General features: G+C 58.9%; 18 protein-coding genes. 11 read left to right on the forward strand and 7 right to left on the reverse strand.

The genetic code is table 11. The features are described 5' to 3' along the window. Positions 1-2: 2 nt before the first annotated feature. A complete protein-coding gene (locus tag ACVINW_RS00625; RefSeq protein ID WP_456749520.1) occupies positions 3-887 on the reverse strand; it encodes a recombinase family protein in 885 nt (294 codons plus the stop codon). A 125-nt stretch (positions 888-1,012) separates the two neighbouring features. Between ACVINW_RS00625 and ACVINW_RS00630 the strand changes: the two genes are divergently transcribed. After that, the gene (locus tag ACVINW_RS00630) at positions 1,013-1,678 is read left to right on the forward strand and encodes an SOS response-associated peptidase (RefSeq protein WP_456749521.1); all 666 of its coding nucleotides are present in this window, start codon (positions 1,013-1,015) and stop codon (positions 1,676-1,678) included. Positions 1,679-1,897: 219 nt separating this feature from the next. Here ACVINW_RS00630 and ACVINW_RS00635 read toward each other — a convergent pair. Continuing rightward, positions 1,898-2,660, reverse strand: a protein-coding gene (locus ACVINW_RS00635; protein ID WP_456749522.1) for an IS5 family transposase whose coding sequence is annotated in 2 segments (ribosomal slippage) — positions 1,898-2,330 and positions 2,329-2,660 — 765 coding nt in all. Because the reading frame shifts where the segments join, the coding sequence is not laid out codon by codon here. A gap of 107 nt (positions 2,661-2,767) precedes the next feature. Next, the gene (locus tag ACVINW_RS00640; protein WP_456749523.1) at positions 2,768-3,709 is read right to left on the reverse strand and encodes a LysR family transcriptional regulator; all 942 of its coding nucleotides are present in this window, start codon (positions 3,707-3,709) and stop codon (positions 2,768-2,770) included. A 230-nt stretch (positions 3,710-3,939) separates the two neighbouring features. Between ACVINW_RS00640 and ACVINW_RS00645 the strand changes: the two genes are divergently transcribed. From ACVINW_RS00645 to ACVINW_RS00660, 4 genes are all read left to right on the forward strand, one after another. Beyond that, positions 3,940-4,812: a tripartite tricarboxylate transporter substrate binding protein gene (locus tag ACVINW_RS00645; protein WP_456749524.1), complete on the forward strand. Its 873-nt coding sequence runs from the start codon at positions 3,940-3,942 to the stop codon at positions 4,810-4,812. A 16-nt stretch (positions 4,813-4,828) separates the two neighbouring features. After that, entirely contained in the window at positions 4,829-5,545 is a 717-nt protein-coding gene (locus ACVINW_RS00650; protein ID WP_456749525.1) for a dienelactone hydrolase family protein, read from the forward strand. A 57-nt stretch (positions 5,546-5,602) separates the two neighbouring features. After that, entirely contained in the window at positions 5,603-6,094 is a 492-nt protein-coding gene (locus ACVINW_RS00655; protein WP_456749526.1) for a lipocalin-like domain-containing protein, read from the forward strand. Positions 6,095-6,507: 413 nt separating this feature from the next. Beyond that, on the forward strand, positions 6,508-6,987 hold the full coding sequence (locus tag ACVINW_RS00660) for a lipocalin-like domain-containing protein (protein ID WP_456749527.1): 480 nt from the start codon (positions 6,508-6,510) through the stop codon (positions 6,985-6,987). Positions 6,988-7,002: 15 nt separating this feature from the next. Here the strand turns inward: ACVINW_RS00660 and ACVINW_RS00665 are convergent, their stop codons facing one another. Further along, a complete protein-coding gene (locus ACVINW_RS00665) occupies positions 7,003-8,016 on the reverse strand; it encodes a methyltransferase (RefSeq protein ID WP_456749528.1) in 1,014 nt (337 codons plus the stop codon). 8 nt (positions 8,017-8,024) lie between these two features. Beyond that, positions 8,025-8,990: a tripartite tricarboxylate transporter substrate-binding protein gene (locus ACVINW_RS00670; RefSeq protein WP_456749529.1), complete on the reverse strand. Its 966-nt coding sequence runs from the start codon at positions 8,988-8,990 to the stop codon at positions 8,025-8,027. A gap of 129 nt (positions 8,991-9,119) precedes the next feature. On the opposite strand from ACVINW_RS00670, the gene ACVINW_RS00675 reads away from it, so the two are divergent. From ACVINW_RS00675 to ACVINW_RS00685, 3 genes are all read left to right on the forward strand, one after another. After that, positions 9,120-10,061, forward strand: coding sequence for a LysR family transcriptional regulator (locus tag ACVINW_RS00675; protein ID WP_456749530.1), 942 nt, complete (start codon positions 9,120-9,122; stop codon positions 10,059-10,061). A gap of 180 nt (positions 10,062-10,241) precedes the next feature. After that, positions 10,242-10,580, forward strand: coding sequence for a hypothetical protein (locus tag ACVINW_RS00680; protein WP_456749531.1), 339 nt, complete (start codon positions 10,242-10,244; stop codon positions 10,578-10,580). Positions 10,581-11,274: 694 nt separating this feature from the next. Then, on the forward strand, positions 11,275-11,592 hold the full coding sequence (locus ACVINW_RS00685) for a hypothetical protein (RefSeq protein WP_456749532.1): 318 nt from the start codon (positions 11,275-11,277) through the stop codon (positions 11,590-11,592). A gap of 606 nt (positions 11,593-12,198) precedes the next feature. Here ACVINW_RS00685 and ACVINW_RS00690 read toward each other — a convergent pair. Next, positions 12,199-12,339, reverse strand: coding sequence for a hypothetical protein (locus ACVINW_RS00690; protein WP_456749533.1), 141 nt, complete (start codon positions 12,337-12,339; stop codon positions 12,199-12,201). A gap of 634 nt (positions 12,340-12,973) precedes the next feature. Between ACVINW_RS00690 and ACVINW_RS00695 the strand changes: the two genes are divergently transcribed. After that, the gene (locus ACVINW_RS00695) at positions 12,974-13,405 is read left to right on the forward strand and encodes a DoxX family protein (RefSeq protein WP_456749534.1); all 432 of its coding nucleotides are present in this window, start codon (positions 12,974-12,976) and stop codon (positions 13,403-13,405) included. 183 nt (positions 13,406-13,588) lie between these two features. On the opposite strand, the gene ACVINW_RS00700 is transcribed toward ACVINW_RS00695, so the two are convergent. Continuing rightward, positions 13,589-13,921 carry a YybH family protein gene (locus ACVINW_RS00700; RefSeq protein ID WP_456749535.1) on the reverse strand — a complete coding sequence of 111 codons (333 nt, stop codon included), beginning with the start codon at positions 13,919-13,921 and terminating at the stop codon, positions 13,589-13,591. A gap of 355 nt (positions 13,922-14,276) precedes the next feature. Between ACVINW_RS00700 and ACVINW_RS00705 the strand changes: the two genes are divergently transcribed. Both ACVINW_RS00705 and ACVINW_RS00710 read left to right on the forward strand, forming a co-directional pair. After that, positions 14,277-15,485 (forward strand): hypothetical protein, encoded by a 1,209-nt coding sequence (locus ACVINW_RS00705; RefSeq protein WP_456749536.1) that lies wholly within the window; start codon positions 14,277-14,279, stop codon positions 15,483-15,485. A gap of 89 nt (positions 15,486-15,574) precedes the next feature. Continuing rightward, entirely contained in the window at positions 15,575-17,002 is a 1,428-nt protein-coding gene (locus ACVINW_RS00710) for a hypothetical protein (protein ID WP_456749537.1), read from the forward strand. The last annotated feature ends 131 nt before the right edge of the window (positions 17,003-17,133 follow it).

Raw genomic sequence — 17,133 nt, forward strand, 5'->3', positions numbered from 1 at the left:
CGTCACGCTTTGGAAGCGCGCGGCTGGCGCTCGCATTTGGCGCGATTGCAATCTCTTATCCCAACGATGAAGAACCAGAGGTGCTCGTTCTTCAATATCCTGGTAACGGACGAACAACTCCAGCGACCGCCCCTGCTTGCTGGAATATTTTTCTTGTTCAGCTCCCACGTGATCAACGTTTCAGATTTGATCTCCAAAAACCGTTGAAACATCCACCTCACGATGGCGACTTGCTCAGGTGGTCCTGGTCGCACCCGGATGTGGTCCGTAATAAGATACTTTAGATCACCTTTCTTGAGTACGCCTTTCGACCGCTGATTTTCGTCGACCAGTTCGCGCGCCAGCCCATAACTTGGGAGGCCTCCAGGCATGTAACCGAGGCGCGCAAACCGACACTGCCCGGCAAAAATCTCTGCTGAGAGTTCGCGGCTATACTCAGCCGCCATCACCCTCTTGATGTTTTTTACGATACTGGAGAGCATGCTGCCGTCGTTGTCGAACTGCTCGGCACAGTATGCGACACTAATGCCAGCCTGCCTGCAAACGAACTCGTAGTGTGCGCTTTCATCGGTATCTTGAAATCGCCCCCATCGACTCACGTCGTAGACTAAGATGTGGCCGAAATCCGCCGTCCCAGACTGCACGTCTTCTATCAGCTTGATGAGACCAGACCTGTTCTTCAACCGGAGACCGCTCTCGCCTTCATCACGATAGGTCTGGACTATCATCAAGTTGTGGGCGTGCGCATATGTGGCGATTACGGCAGCCTGGTTCTGGATCGAGTATTGCTGCCGTTCGGTGGACATGCGAACGTACCGAGCCGCGCGCAGCGCTCTGTTGCGCTCCGCTAAACTCGTGCCCTTGCGTACGACAAGGGAGTTGGCCATGGCCCGGTATCCGGATTGGGGCCCCAAAAGTATAGCGCCGAACGGCCGAGCGAGAAAGTGACGGTGCGAAGCCTCGGTCGACAAATTGCTCGACGACAAAGTCGGAAAGCCTCATCTTTGAAGCGATGTGCAATCTCTACAGCATCACCACTAACCAGGCTGCGATTCTGAACCTGTTTCGGGTCGTCAACCAATATGTCGGCAACCTAGCTCCCATGCCGGGAGTGTTTCCCGACTATCCTGCTCCCGTCATTCGCAATGCCGGTGACGAGCGCGAGATGGCCATAATGCGCTGGGGCATGCCGCCTCCGCCGCGCACCGGCGGACCGCCGGTTACGAACATCCGCAACACGTCGTCACCTCATTGGCGGTTCTGGCTCAAGCCCGAGAACCGATGCCTCGTGCCGTTCAACAGCTTCGCCGAGTACGCGCCGGAGCCAAACCCGGAGACCAAGAAAAAGGACGTGGTGTGGTTCGCGCTCAGCGATGACCGGCCGTTGACTGCTTTCGCGGGCATCTGGACCGAGTTCAAGGGCGACCGAGGTACCAAGTCAAAGCCGATCTCCGGGCCGCATCTCGTCTATGGCTTCCTCACCACCACGCCGAACGCAATCGTCGAACCCATTCATCCTAAGGCTATGCCCGTGATCTTGACGACCGACGAGGAGCGCGATGTCTGGATGCGCGCGCCGTGGGATGAAGCGAAGGCGCTTCAGCGTCCATTGGCCGACGACGCACTGAAGATTGTGATGCGCCGACCTGACAAAGAAGATCGTTTGTCGGCTGTTTAGGGTCTCAAAGCGGGTCGGTGCCTGAGGCGATCGACGGTGGACTTTCCGGGGTCGCCGTGCATACGATTAAGGAAGCTGTGACGGCGCTCCGGGCCGTCGATGCTCTCGGTCGTCGACTAGTCCCCGCCGGCGGACGCATCACTTGGAGCCCGACCCGAACTTGTGTCGGCCTGAATTCGTATGGAGCGCATGAGTATCTTCGGTAGACAGCAAGGAACTCTAGGACGCGGACTCATTACGACGTAGCCATAGCCTGATTGACGCGAGCTGAACGAAGGCAAGGTAGTTCGCGGCCAGCCTGTCGTAGCGCGTCGCCACGCGACGACATTGTTTGATCCTGTTGAAGAACCGCTCGACCTGGTTGCGAGCACGATAAAGATAGGGCCTGAAGCAGATCGGATCGATGCGATTGCTTTTCGGCTGGATGTTGGCCCACGCGCCCTTCTTCATGGCAAGTTCCCTGATCCAGTCCGCGTCATAGCCACGGTCGGCAAGCAGCATTGACCCGGATTTCAGACGAGACAGCAGTTTTCCGGCAAGTTGAACGTCATGGGCTTCACCCGGGCTCAGCGCCAGCCTTACCGGCAGACCATTGCCATCGACCACCGCATGGATTTTGCTCGTCAACCCGCCGCGAGACCTTCCCATCGATTTGGCGCTGGTTCGCTGTGATGCAGGCTCCATGCTGATGCACGCGGACAATGGAGGTGTCGATCATCTGAAGAGCGGCATCATGAGCAGTGGCAAGCGCTTCTATGATGCGGCCCCAAACACCGGCCCGCCGCCACCTGACGAAGCGATTATAGCAAGTGGTGTATGGGCCAAACGCCGTCGGCAGATCACGCCAAGGTGCTCCTGATCGGAGGATCCAGAAGATGCCATTCAGGACCCGTCTGTCGTTCACCCGACGAACGCCACGCGGCTTGTTCGGTAGCATCGGCTTGATGGCGGTCCATTCATGGTCCGCGAGTTCGTAGCGCATGATTCGAGCTCCAGTTCAGGAGTTTGAATCACGGTAGTCGAGCCAAACGCAACGATCCTGGCAGCTCCTGATACGGCGCTTATGGACACGAACTGACGTGCGGTTTGTCACTTTCGTTTCGCCATTGGCTTTGCGAGCTCACGAGCGCTGTCAATGACGAGCTGTACAACCGGGCTGACGGTGCGATCTTTGATAGTGAGCATGCCGTTCGGTCGACGGTCCGCCGGCAGTTCAATGGCCAAGACCTTGAGCGCCGCCTCCCTGGCGAGAAATTTCAGCGTGGAAGCCGGGAACACCGTGATGAACCGCCCCGTCTCCAGCAAGCTGACCCGCATATGGGGGGCATCGGTGACCACCGTCGCCTGGGGATACGCGAGCCCTCGGGCAAGAAAGGCTTGCGAGATGATGGAGCCGATCACGCTCTCCCGCGGCGGAAGCACCCAACGTTCCCCCGCCAGATCGGAGAGCTGGATATTGCGCCGACGCGTCCATGGATTGTTCGCGCCCGCCGCGATGACGTAGCGATCTTCAAAAAGAAACTCGAAATGCAGCCGCTCGTCGGCAATCGGGCCGCGACTGCGCACGAACGACAGATCGACTTTGCGTTCGCTCAGGTCGCGATGCAGCGCCTCGATGTAGCCGGTCACGAGCTGAAATCTGATCCGCGGATGACGCCGCGAGAGCCGGTCTATGAGCGCGGAAACGAAGCTCGCCGCCAGATCAGCCGTGCTTCCAATCCGCACCTCTCCCGCGGTGGGGTCGGCCAGAAATTCGATGCTCTTCACGCCCCGCCGTAGCTCGTCGAATGCGGCGGTACCGCAATTGATCAGGGCGCGGCCGCACGCGGTCGGCTCGATTCCGCGCCGGTGGCGGTCCAGCAGGCGGACGCCAAACGCCCGCTCGAGTTCCGCGATTGATCTCGAAATGTTGGGCTGGGTGGTATTGAGCATGAGGGCCGCCTTGCCCATGCTGCCAGCCTCCACCACCGCCATCAGCACGTGCAGATTCTGCAGCTTCATCCGCTTTCCGATGCGATCGCTCATCTGCATGAGAGTGCCCATATCCGTTTTGAAATGATCTCATCAGACAATAGCCTTATGCGCTTATGACAGCATCAACTATCCTCCGCCGTGAAGAGAGCCCGCTTGGGTATAGGTTCGACGGAGCAAAGCCTGTGACTCCCTCCCGACGTCAATTTTTACGCTTCGCAGCGGGGGCACCGCCGCTGCTGTCGGGCCTGGCTTACGCCGACATCTATCCCTCTCGACCGGTCCGGATCATGGTCGGCTTCGCCGCCGGCGGCCCAAACGACATTCTCGCGCGTCTGGTCGCAGATTGGTGGTCGGAGCGGCTCGGCCAGCAATTCATCGTCGAGAACCGGCCCGGGGCGGGAAGCAATCTCGCGACTGACGCGGTCGTGCGCGCGCCTCCCGACGGCTACATGCTCCTGCTGGCTGGCTCTTCCAACGCGATCAATGCTACGCTTTATGAAAATCTCGATTTCAACTTCCTGCGGGATATAGCGCCGGTCGCAGGGCTGATCCGTGGCGCGCTGGTGATGGTGATCCACCCATCGGTTCCTGCCCATACGATTCCCGAGTTCATCGCCTATGCCAAAGCCAATCCCGGAAAACTCGCCTACGGTTCGGGCGGCGGCGTGGGCGGGATCACCCACATCGCCGCGGAATTGTTCAAGCAGGCCGCCGGGGGGCTGGATCTTCAGCATGTGCCCTATCGCGGCGTGGCGCCCGCCATCACGGATCTGCTCGGCGGGCAGGTGCAGGTCGTCTTTGCCAATGTGGCGGCCTCGATCGGTTACATTGAGAGCGGCAAGCTGCGCGCGCTTGGGCTGACGACGGCGATGCGATCCGAGGCATTACCGGATGTGCCTTCTATCGGCGAATTCGTGCCCGGCTACGAGGCGAGCTCGGTGTTCGGCATCGGCGCGCCGAAAGGCACCCCTGGCGTGATCGTCGACAGGCTCAACAGGGAGGCCAACGCCGCACTGGCCGATGCGGGGTTCAGGATGCGCCTGCGCGGCCTCGACGCGACAGCACTGGGCGGCTCGCCCGCCGATTTCGGCAAGCTGATGGCCGATGAAACCGAGAAGTGGGCCGAAGTGATCAGCCTTGCGAAGATACGACCGGAGTAGCACGGCGAAGTCCTACATGCAGGGGACATTCAGCAAGATTTGCGCGAAGGATGGCGGCGCGTTCGATTGCTATCTGGTCGCGCCCGAGACTGAAAAGTCGGTCGCTGCAATTGTGCTTGCCTCCGCTATTCACGGTGTTGATACCGACATGATAGCCATCGCCGACGAACTGGCGGCATACGGCGTCATCGTCGCGGTGCCGGATCTGTTCTGGCGTTCGATTGCCGGCCCGCTGCCTCGGAACGACCCGCGTGCGGCCCAGCGCGCGCAGCCGCGCCTCGAGCAAATCAAGGCCGGCGAAGACGATATGATCGACACCTTGAGACACCTCGGCACGATCCCGCAATTCAACGGCCAGGCGGCGGTCATGGGATTTTGCTACGGCGGCCCCTATGCGATTCTCGGGCCGAAGCGACTTGGTTATGCCGTCGGTATCTGCTGCCACGGGTCGGAGATGCTGGACTGTCTTCACGAGCTTGCCGGGGTCCGCGAGCAAGTCTGTTTCATGTGGGGCGACGAGGACAATCGCGCGCCGGCCGAAGTGCTGCAGGCGTATCATGACGTGGCGGCGCGCATGGACAATGTCGAAGTCCACATCTTGCCCCGGATCCCCCACGGATACATGATGCGGACAAGCCCGTCCTTTGACCGGGTAGCATATGATTTTTCAATGAGGCGCGCCTGTGAGATTCTTCGATGTCTCCAGTCGCCGTCCGAGGCTCGTAACTTTTGATTGCCCCGGCTATCCTGTTCATCGTCGGAACCCGACTTGCCATTCACGGGAAACAGCATGGCGCGTCTCGTTGCCTTATTGGTTGCTTTCTGTTGTTGTTTTCCGTCCGGACCTGTGTTTGCGGACGACGCATCGAAGCAACTGGTCGGGAGCTGGAAGTTGACCTCTTGGACCATTCAAACTGTCGGCGGCGACGCCACCGAACCGTTTGGTCCTAACCCGAAAGGCAGGGCGCTCTTCACGCCGGACGGACTTGCGGCCTTCATTATTGTCGGAGCAAACCGCAAGCCTGCAACAAACAACGAAGAGGCAGCGGCGCTCCTCAAGTCATTGCTTGTCTACTCCGGTAAATTCACCATCCACGGAGACAAGTTCACGACCAAGGTCGACATATCGGGCAACGAGCTCCTCACCGGGCTGGATCAGGTGAGATTTTTCAAGTTGGAGGGTGACCGGTTGAGCCTCCGAACGGCTGAACAAGTCAGCTCAGTTGGGATCTATCAGGGTAAGAAAGTCGTCGGCACTTTGACCTGGGAACGCGAACACTGACGGCTTTGGAGCATTTGGCGAAATGCTTGCCCATTCAAGGAGCCACCAACACGGAAATGTCGCCTGTGGGTCACGAGCACCCTTCGGAAGAGAAGATGGGGTTTCCGGTCTACCCCGGCAAGCTGACCTGCATCCCAGCTTCCGCATCGGCCGGAACGGGCCAAAGTGCGAAGAACTCAGGTCGTCGGGCATATTTGGTCCGCTCCACCGCGATGAATGGACCTCGAGAGACGCGGCGCAACTTCGCAGATGGGTCCAGGAGCGGGACATCAACCAGTCCTCAATTTCGGCCAAATGCGGCGGAAATGACCAGAATGTGGAAACCAGTCCCTCACAAGCCTAGATTCCTGCAATCTGGCGACTTGAAAGGCGGAGGAGACATGAGGAAGCACCGTGGAGTTCTTGGAGCGTGCATGGTCGCGGCTTTCGGGCTGTCCTTGCATGCAAATATCGCCACCGGTCAGCAGCAATCGATGAAGGAAGGCCTCGTCGGAACTTGGATCGTGGCGTCCTGGGAGCAGAAGAAAAACGATGGCACCACCTTACGGCAGTTCGGAGAGAACCCAGCGGGTATGGCCATTTTTGATGCGGGTGGGCGCTACATCATCACGGTCATGCGCCCAGACCGCGCCAAATACAAAAGCAATACGCTATGGCACGGTACTCCGGAAGAAAATGAAACAACAGCTAATGGAACCCAGACCTACTTCGGGACGTACACCGTGAATGAGGCAGACCCTAGCATCGCAATCCATATTGAAGGTAGCTCCTTTCCCAACTGGAACGGCTCAGATCAGAAGCGCTTCGTTACGATAACTGGGGATCAACTCACACTGACTGTTCGCCCTCCGAGCGGAGAGAATGTCGAAGTGACCTGGAAGCGCGCAAAGTGAACCACTTTACAAGTCTCAACAAAGCCGCGACTCGATCAGATTAAAGCGGCCGGCGTGGAGAACCGCGATGGTACGGAAGCCACTCTCGGTCAGGAGCCGATCATATTCCCTTTCGGTCCGTTCCCGTCCACCTGGACCGCGCAGCATGTTTAAATCGCTCATCGCACAAGACCTGCCCACGTCATCGGTCCCGGGCAATTCCGGCATCGCACGTTCGACCAATAGCAGTCTGCCTTTTTGCGGAAGCGCTCGGCGGCAGTTTCCCAAAATAATGCGGCTGCGCTCATCATCCCAATCGTGAATAATGCTTTTCAAGATGATCGCATCGGCCACTGCGGGCACCGCGTGAAAGAAATCGCCTGCGACAAAGGTAAGGCGATCGGAGAGTCCCAGGCTGCCGAAGTGCTGGTTAGCGGCGTTAGCGCACCTCGGCAAATCGAAAACCGTTCCTTTGATATTCGAATATTCTTTCGCCACGGCGCCGATGAGCTCCCCAGAGCCGCCTCCGACATCCATCAAGTGGGAGATCGTTCCAAAGTCGTAGGCCTGCATTAGATCGTGCGTGACCAGCCGTGTCAGGTCTGTCATCGCATCATTGAATATCCGCACATGCTCTGGCGTGCGCGCCATCAGATCGAAATTGTCGTCAACGTTCTGAAGTTGGGAAGCCGTCTTGCCCGACATGATCGAATCCAGAAGACCATCCCACCTCCTGGTCAGCATGGAGCCTTCAAAAATGACCCAGTTCTTGAATGATGGTCCCGCAGCACCGTCGAGTCCCGCCCCCAACTCGGTTAGCAAGTAGCGGCCTTCACCGACGCGAGTGCAGATGCCGACGGTCGAGAGAGCGACGAGCAAGCGGGCAAGTGCGTCCCGATCCGTGTGGGTTCGGCGCGCAAGTTCGTCGACCGTTCGCGGTCCGTCGCGTAGCAACTCGGCGAGCCCCAGCCGGGCAGCGACATAGATCACTGCCGTCACGCGGTGCGATTGAACAAGATCCAACAACTTTTCGCGGGGATTGGTGGTCATGTGCCGCTCTAGCCTTCGATCGGGAATCCTGACGCCTTGACGATCGGTCTCCAGCGTTCGAACTCGGCGCGCTGGATATGTTTAAGTTTGTCCGATGTCGTTCCTGTCGGCTCGCACCCCATGGCACGAATCTTTGCGCGCATTTCGGGATCGCTCCCGATTGCAATGATCTCCTTTCCCAGGCGCTCAACGAACTGACGCGAGGAATGGGCAGGCGCATAGAATGCGAACCACCCGGCTGCGTCGATATCGATCCCGCTCTCCTTCAGAGTTGCGGTCTGGGGCAGGAAGGAAGATCGCGCAGCGGCTGCGGTGGCGATGATGCGTATGCCACCGGCCCCATGTTGCTCCAGGAGTTCGGAAAGAAACGCCATATACAGCGGGACCCGGCCGGCCAGCACATCCGGGAGGGCAGCAGGCGTACCCTTGTAGGGCGTGTGGCGCAGGTTCAGGCCTGTGATCCGGCCAAACTCGCCGCAGATGAAATGAGGTGCTGTACCTGCTCCCGGCGAGCCGTACACGGCCTGTTCGGGATTGGCCTTCACCCAGTCGATGAGTTCGTGCACCGAATGGATGGGCAGCTTCCCGCTGACCGCCAGAGCGAGATCGACCGTCATCACCTGCGAAAGTGGCACAAAGTCGCGCTCTGCATCATATCCCAGGCTCCTGAACAGATGCGGCTGAAGTGTGAATTGCGAAGCGGAAGCAAACAGCACTGCCTCCTCTCCCGGTGCGGCATTCTTGACCGCCTGAGCGCCGATGCGCCCGCCAGCGCCAGCAAGGTTCTCTACAATCGCCACCTTGCCGAGCCTGGTATGAAGCTGCTCGGCAAACAGCCGGGCCATCGAATCTCCCGACCCACCAGGCGCGAATGGAAACACAATCTTCAGCGGCTGGTCGGCAGCAATAACGGGTAGCGGAAGAGCCAGAGTCGAAAACCCGGCCAGTATGGCGCGACGCGAGTAAAGCTGCATGGCGTTCTCCATGTGCTCGGGACAGCAATACGATGGTCCGGCCGGCTTTCCATCTCGCTATTCTGGAGCAACATCGCTATAACCCGAAATTGCATTTTTCTATCGGGCTATAACGTGAGGTGAATACCCATGCAGTGGCACGACCGCATCGGCCGACGCCTACGCCTCAAGGATCTGCATACGCTGCAGACCGTCGCAGAGGTCGGCAGCATGGCCAAGGCGTCTCGCCGTCTCGGGTTGTCGCAGCCGGCGATCTCCAAAGCCATCACCGATATGGAGCATGCCGTCGGAGCTACGCTGCTGGATCGCACTTCGCGCGGAGTTGAACTCACTGAGTGCGGTCGCCTTCTTGTCGATCGCGCGCGCGTCGTTTTCGACGAAATAAAGCTAGGTGTTACCGACATTGCGCAAAGGTCAGATCCGGCGCAAGGGCTCGTTGCGATCGGTACAACCGAGCCGGTCACCGCTATCGTTACAGAAATCATCGAACATCTCGTCCGCAAATATCCAGGCATCAGGTATCATGTGACGATAGGTGACCGGGATGCGCTGGAGCATGCTCTGCGCCAGAGAATGCTTGATCTGGCCATCACGCGCTGGTCGCCGTTGCCGGTCGCCGATGATTTGTCCGCGGAGGTGCTGTTTAGATCCTCCCTTGCGGTGATGGCGGAGCGACAGCATCCGCTCCTGCGATCGAGGAAGAAGTTGAAGCTCGCAGAACTTATGCAGGAGCAATGGACGCTCTCGCCGCCCGATAGTTTTTTGGGGCGTACCGGCGTCGAGCTATTTCGGCGACATAACCTGCCGCTTCCACCAACGACCGTCACCACGATTTCAATCTACATGCGGTTGAATCTGTTGGCGAGCAGCCGGTTTATAACCCTATTGCCCATGCAGATACTCAGAATGCGATCGAGCAGTGCATGGCTCCGCGCGCTGAACGTCGATCTTGGCGATACGTCCGCCCCGATAGCCTTAATCACCTTGAAGGGACGGCGGGCCGGAGGCGGAGTCAAATTATTCCAAGAGGCCAGCCGGGAGGTCTGTCAGGCGCTGGTTGGAGTGAACTGATCGCTCAGAGCGGACTCTTCATAAGCGGAACTGACGAGTTTATGAGTACGCGCCTTAGTCTCCATCCATGAGGACAACGCGAATACGAAGGACTGGCTCATTCTTCTGGAAGCCGCCACCATCGTCGGGCACGAACGCGAAAAGCTGCGTGTTGCCCTCACTACGCAGGACCGCCAGCTGGTGAAGAAGCGAAAGCTTTTTCGTAAGCCGGAATACTTCCTCGTTCTGGACGGCTATGACCCGCGGATCCACGCGCTCTATTTCTGCCCCCAGCTCTACAAGCATGAGGATGGCAGTCTCGTCCCATTGACCGGACCTGAGATCGGCCAATTGATGGCGAAGGCGCTGGAGGGCGGAGCCATTGAAAAGGCGCCGTGGTACGCCCCCAACGACTGCCTGCCAGCCGATCCCGTGATTAAGGCTTCGTCCAAGATGGAATTCGACAGCCTTGTAGTCGAGCCACCGGGCACGAGGGCAGATAAGATGCTGCGCGCTGTCGGGTCTCCCGACAAAACCTGACGCCCCTTTCGGCTCTTGCCGTCGTAACACTGTTCAGCCTCTTCGGCTTGGTGCTGTCGATCGCACTTGCGCGATACGGGATCGACATCGCCCCGGACATGTAGTTCGCAATCTTGTCTGCATAAGCCTATTCCAGCAGCGGGACGATTGCCCGTACGTTCCCGGTACTGGCGCCGCCGGTCGATTGCTAAGTCCGGCGCATGCCCACGTCTTACAGCCACAGAAGCGTTACGTTCAGCGTGACGAGCCGATACGACGATCAATTTGAGATAGTCATTCAGCTCGACGATGAGATGGTACACAGCACCGTGCGCACGAGGTTGCCTGAGCTGGCAAAGCGGCGCGCTGAAGCGTTCATCAACCGCAAACTAGGCGAGGATGGGAGCGCGCGGATCGATCGACCGCGTGTGTTTTGCACAAATTGCGCTTCCTCCGAGAATGTTACCCGGCTAACATATGATAATCGACCTCTTGTCGGGGGTGTGCCATGGCCGAAACGTTGGTCCGTGTAGGCATCGTCCTGTTGGGTCTTCTCCCTATCGCCATTACTGCGATTGCGCTGGCCCTTTAAGGCTGGCAGCCTCTCCCTTGCGAGTCGGCTGGCGTTGAGCCAGCCGCATAGAGGGCCCCGGCAACCGCCTCCTTGGCCCCCAAAGATTGCCGGGGCTCTCGCCAATCCCGCAGATGATGAACGATGAAGTACATTGGCGACCGGCTCTACTCCGACCCTGAGAAAGCCGCGCGAAGACTCATGGAGCACGCGCGAACATTCGAGCCAATCCAGGATGGCAGGATCTACATCGAGAAGATCAACTATCCGGTGCTTGATGAGGACAAGGCGACGCCGGCCGAATACTGGGCGGGGCTGCAATACGCAAAAAGATCAGGGCTGGCTAGAGTACCACGAGAGCGGCACGTTCGTGAGGATGCTGCAGGCTGGGAAAGACCTGTTCACCTGAAAAGAAGCGGCCTCAGCGAGGTTGTACAAGCTGAGGCCCAGTTATCCCTATGATGAATCGGGACGTGACCCGATGAAACAATCGTAAGCATCCCGATTAGAATTGCCACTTTTTCCCGAGTCCATTTGAGGGACCGTAGAACTACCGGACTAAGTAGTTGTGGCACAAACTGCACTTTTCCCGCGAGGATATCTCTGCATAGCATGGAAACCCTTCGAGGCCGGGGCTTCCAATGACATATGGTCTTCTGGATTCTTCTTCGACTAGTGGCCCAGATCAGCGCAGCTCGCGCGCTTCGACAATCGGCGGCCGTCGCGCAGCAGATGCAATGTCCGAAACACCTGGACTGCATTACGACGCTGCGATCATTTTCTTCGGCTTGCTTCCAGTCCTCATAACAGCCGCCACTTTGCTTTTCTGAACCTGGCCCGGTTAACGCGGACGGGCCGGTAGAAGGCCTCAGCAACCTGCCTTCCCTATAAGGCCCCCATAGGTTGCTGGGGCCGCTCTCATAAAAAGCACCAGCGCCCCTACCGGCGCTGGTGCTGCAGTTGCGCTAGCGTGTAGCATCGCTGCGTGCAGCGAGCCTCCGCAAATTGGGCTGCGGAGGACAATGCGCCATTGGTCTATACGGAACTCGCCAAACGAGCCCCGGATACTTATCTTCCGGGCATGCCGATCACCCGGAAGCCGCTCGAAATCCCGCCTGAGGTCGCCCGGAAGTTCGCCGAGAAAATGCGGCTGTTCCACGCTGAGAACAGCCCCTCAAGCGAGACGAGATTGCCGGGGATACCGCGCATCTGCTTCTTCAGCACATGCCGAAGGGTGCCAAGTTGCGGCTTACCGATGTCCTCGAGCTGTTCAGGCTGATGCGATGACCGGGCCAGCTTGCATCCTCTGCGACAACACCGGATGGGTCTGTGAGAACCATCCGGATCAGCCGTGGACCGGCAATCACGCATGCTGGTGCGGCGGCGCGGGAGCGCCGTACCCGCAGTGCAACAAGCCGGACAATGGCGATATCCCGCAGCTGTCGCGCGGCATTCGCAGCATGTTCGAAAAGCGCAATCGCGAAAGAAGGTGATATAGCCCTCACGCGGCCCCCCCAAGAATGAAAAAGGCCTCAGCGAAAAGCTGAGGCCATTTGACGATCCAGCCGCCCGCAACGCGGATCGCGGACGGCAATCTAGTCTGTTCCGATCGAGCTAACCGCGCAAGTACTAGACTGGGCGCGTATCCGAAGCTGACGTTGAAGCCGACCTAGCTGCATGTCAGCTCCGGACCAACGGGCGACGTTGTGGTTTGGCTTTGGGTATTGGAATCTGGAGCCCAGCCGCCTAGCCAAACGCACTTCGAGCGTTGGTCAGCGGCGGTTGAAATTTGTTGACTATAAGTCAGACTAGCGGGGTTCCGCAGCATTTCAAGGAGCCACCAGTGATTGACCAAAGAACTGCACCTTATGGTGCGTTTTTCCTGCGCCTGACGCTCGCGAGTCTTTTCATTGTCCACCTCTACGGAAAAACCGTCCTCAAGCCGATTAGCCTGTGGTGGAATGGGCTTTTGAAGGCGGGGTATCCCGAATGGGTGCTCGTCTACGCCCTGAGCGCCGAATTTGGAGCGGCAATTCTCTTGATGCTTGGCATATACACACGTTGGGTGAGCCTCTACACGCTTCCAATGATGATCGGTGCGACCCTGTTTTGGACGGCCAGAAAGGGGTTCTACTTCACGGATGCTGGCTGGGAACTACCCTTTGTCTGGGCCATCATGCTGGCCATCCAAGCGCTGCTTGGCGATGGAGCGTTCGCACTAAAAGCTTCGCCGAAGCTTCCTTGGGAGAACCGGCTCGTCAGCACTCCATCCTAGAGAAGAGAGCGGAATTGCAATCGTCTGCATTAAGCTGAGCTCATGCGTTAGCTGAATACTCTTCTTCTCAGCGACTTCAACCCTGCTTCAGGGCTGGTCCGGTCTACGCCGGATACCAGGCCCTGCGGTCGCTCGCGTGGAGGTCAGTAGCGGGCCAAAACCGGAAAAAAGCGCAACGGGTGATCAGGTCGATTGCTCCTTCGAAGGTTCAACACCATGCGAATTATCAAGGACCAGTTTCCAGGTGCCGTCCGATTGCTTCCTAACGATGTCGGTGTAGGTGCCAGACCAAATCTTCGTATCGCCGGTCGGCATCTGAGCCTTAGAGGTCCACTCGCCGATAACAAGGGCCAGATCATTTCCGGCTTCGAGAACTTTGCGAAATCGGTCTTGCAGCAAAGGTTTTGCGGTATACTTCACGCAATTCGGCAGCGCCGCGAGCAACGCGCCCCGAAGCTGACACAAAACATCCACTGTCCTCGTAACAGGCAACTGTGGCTTCGATGTCGCCAGCATTGAAGGCTCTCATATAGATGGGGTGAATGTCGGCAGCATTGTACGCCTTGTCCATTTGGTGCCTCCGGGGAAAGCGTAAGTCGTTCCGCATCGTGGCGAACTTACCACGATAGGCGTATCTTTAGGGTCAAACTGCGACATCAGGGCCTCGGGACCGGGCGTCTGCTGTACTGTCGGACCCGAACGTCTTGGCGATGGCACCGGAGGTCAGCAACGGGCCACCACAGGAAGACGCCGCCTACTGAGGCGGCCGCCTTATGGCCGGAAGTGTCCCGCAACCTCAAGCAAAGCCACCAAGTTCCTATAAACGCCTTGGGCGCACGCTCGGAAATGATTCCGTCAGAGAGGCGCCGCCATGGCCGATAATTATACCCTCCCATTGTTCGATGACATGCCGGACAACCAGCAGGCACCTCAGCCTGAGGGTCCCCTTATGTTCGATGAAATTCCGGATTGGCCCGGCAGGGAGTGGGACAATCAATTCCCTCGGGTCGATGCCGCGCCGGTTCAGGCTTCAGGTGAAGACCAGTGGCCCGGTGAGGAGTGGGATCGGCAGTTTCCGCGGGCAGACCAGCAATCACCGCGCCCCAAGGCTGAAAGCAAGTTGAAGACATTCGGTCGTGAGGCGGCGCATGGTGTCTTGCCCGCGGCCGGTGGTGTTGCCGGGGCCGGAGCCGGCGTTGCATTAGGTACGGCGGCAGCGCCATTCCTTGGCCCCTTTGCACCGGCCGGACCCATCGTCGGCGGACTGATCGGCATGATCGGCGGCTCCACGGCGACCGATAAGGCGCAGTCGGTGGCCCTTGACGCCATGGGTTTCAACGACGACGCGCAGCGTGCCGCCAACATCCAGGCAAACCCGAAAACGGCGTTTGTGGGCGGCATTGCTCCTGCCATCGCAACGATGTCTCCAGCAGCCGGCGCCCGTGTCGGAGAACGCGTTCTCGACGGCGCGCTCATGGGCGGTTTCGAAGCCGGGCAGGAACTCTACAACGAAAGCTCGGTGGACCCGACGAAGCTGGCAGTCGCAGGCGCGGCCGGCGCAGCGTTTCCGCGCTTCAACCGCGTTGGTGAAGCCCTGTCCGGCGCTGGCGCTCGCGCAGTTGGCCGCGTTGCCGGCCGTCCCAATGTCGACCTAAATCCTGCGGCCCAGCCGGCACAGGAGGAGGCGCAGGTATCGCAACAGCCCATCGTGGAAGGCGAAGCTGCGACCGTCCAGCCAGCGCCTCCCGAGACTGGCGAGACGGTCGGCAATCCTCAGTCGAGCCCGGAGCGCCCCGATCGGGTCTACGGGAAAGCGACTGCCCCAACTGAGCAGGGCGACATGCTGACCACAGGGGATGTGGACCCGGCGACAGCGGCGACGTTGCTGGATCAACTCCAGCGCGCCAAGCGCCAGAGCCAGTGCAAGAGCCTGACCAGCCGCAAGTGGTTAGTCCCCCACAACAGGTTGAGGGTGTGCGGCTGCCGCCATTCGATGAGATGCCAGGCAAGCATGGGCCCACTCCGCCCGCCTCGATGTCGGCTCGCGCGAACGATGGTGAAAAAATTCAAGGCGAAGTAGGCGCCGAAGGACCACCTGGTGACAATCACACTCAGACCGACCTGTCGGAGACAGTGCGCGACTCCAACTCGACTACCGTGCGCGGTCTCATGGACAAACTCCTGAAGGACGAAGGCGGTTGGATCGACCACGGCAAGATTGTCGACGACCTCAAATCCAAGCTCAAGGGATCGGCCTTTCTCCATTCATTCCTCGAACCGGGGCGCAAGCCGACCAAGAGCTATATCGCCCGCGGCGCGCACGATGACAATCGCAGCCCCCAGGAAGAATATGCACGCTCGCTCTCGGACGAGCTCTACAAGGTGCGCAAAGCGAAAGAGCAGCATGTCATTGACCTGCAAAAGTGGGCTGCATCACTCCCGAAGGAGCTGAACAACCCAAAGACGCTTGAGCGAATGTATTTCGCGCGTGAGGCCGGCAAGATCGGTCAGCTCGATCCGCATGAACAGGCGCTCTACAATCAACACCTGAAGCCGCTCTTCGATGAAAATGACCGACTTTTCGATCAGGTTTCGGAGCTTGATCCCGACATGCTTGGTCCCAAAATTCAGGATCACATCTACCGCATTACAAAAGGCGACTCGCCGGAACGAAACATCCTGAACCCGGGCGAGAGCGCCGATCCGATCGAGGGTACGTATGCGCTGGCCACGCGTCCCCGCGGCACGATGCTGGATCGCAAGTTCGTCGCGTTGGAGAGCCCGGAAGGTCGTCGTTACGTCATCTCGCTAAACCATGACGGCTTCACGTTGTGGAACAACGGCCGGCCGATGAAGGTGGTCGACCCCGGCTTCGAATACAAGAATGGCGAGCAGTACCAGCTGGGTCACCGCGACTTCACGATGAAGGAAGCGACGACCCCGGAGATCGAAGAGCACGCGCGCGTGGCCGGCGGTGGCAAGCCCGAATATTACCACAACGCCGCCCTCTCCGCCTCTGCGGCCAATCTCGACCTTGGCGAAATTGCGCGGCATCTGCAGTTCTTGCAGGATCTTAAATCAAACCCCGAATTCCTGAAGCACGCCAAAAAGCCCGGCGAGAAAGCGCCGGACAACTACGTCGAGACGCGGCTGCAGAACTTCAAGGGCTGGAAGATGGACCCGCAGCTCGCGTATGTCATGGATGACTTCGCTCGGCCCGGCATCAACGAACCTGCAATCAACCGACTGCGCAAGCTGAGCCAGGCAGTAACCAAAACGATCTTCTGGATGCCGACGGCGCACATCCGCAATGTGGGAGAACATTGGTTTGTCGAGCGCGGCTTCCGATGGCTCCCCGGCACGGGCGGTTATAAAAGTCTCGCCTTAGATGGCCTGAAGGCAATCAAGTCTGTCATGACGCAGGGCGAACTGCAGAAGCAACTCCGAGAGAGCGGAGCCGGGACGATTTACGGCGGTGTCATCTCGCGCCATGCTCTCGACAATCTTGCAAGGGGATTTGGAGAGGCCGTCGAAAAGAACCCATCAAAGTGGGACCCTATCGCGCGCCAGTTTGGCGTAGTCCAATTGACCTTGTGAAAGCTGTTTACAAGGCTTCAAGCCACGCCATGTGGGCCGCTAATGACATGTTCCTGACCCACTCCGTGCTAGAGCACATGCGCGACGGAATGTCGATAGGACGCCATCGCGAAAGCGGAGCAGCACATTCC

Source organism: Bradyrhizobium sp. USDA 4461 (assembly GCF_054055655.1).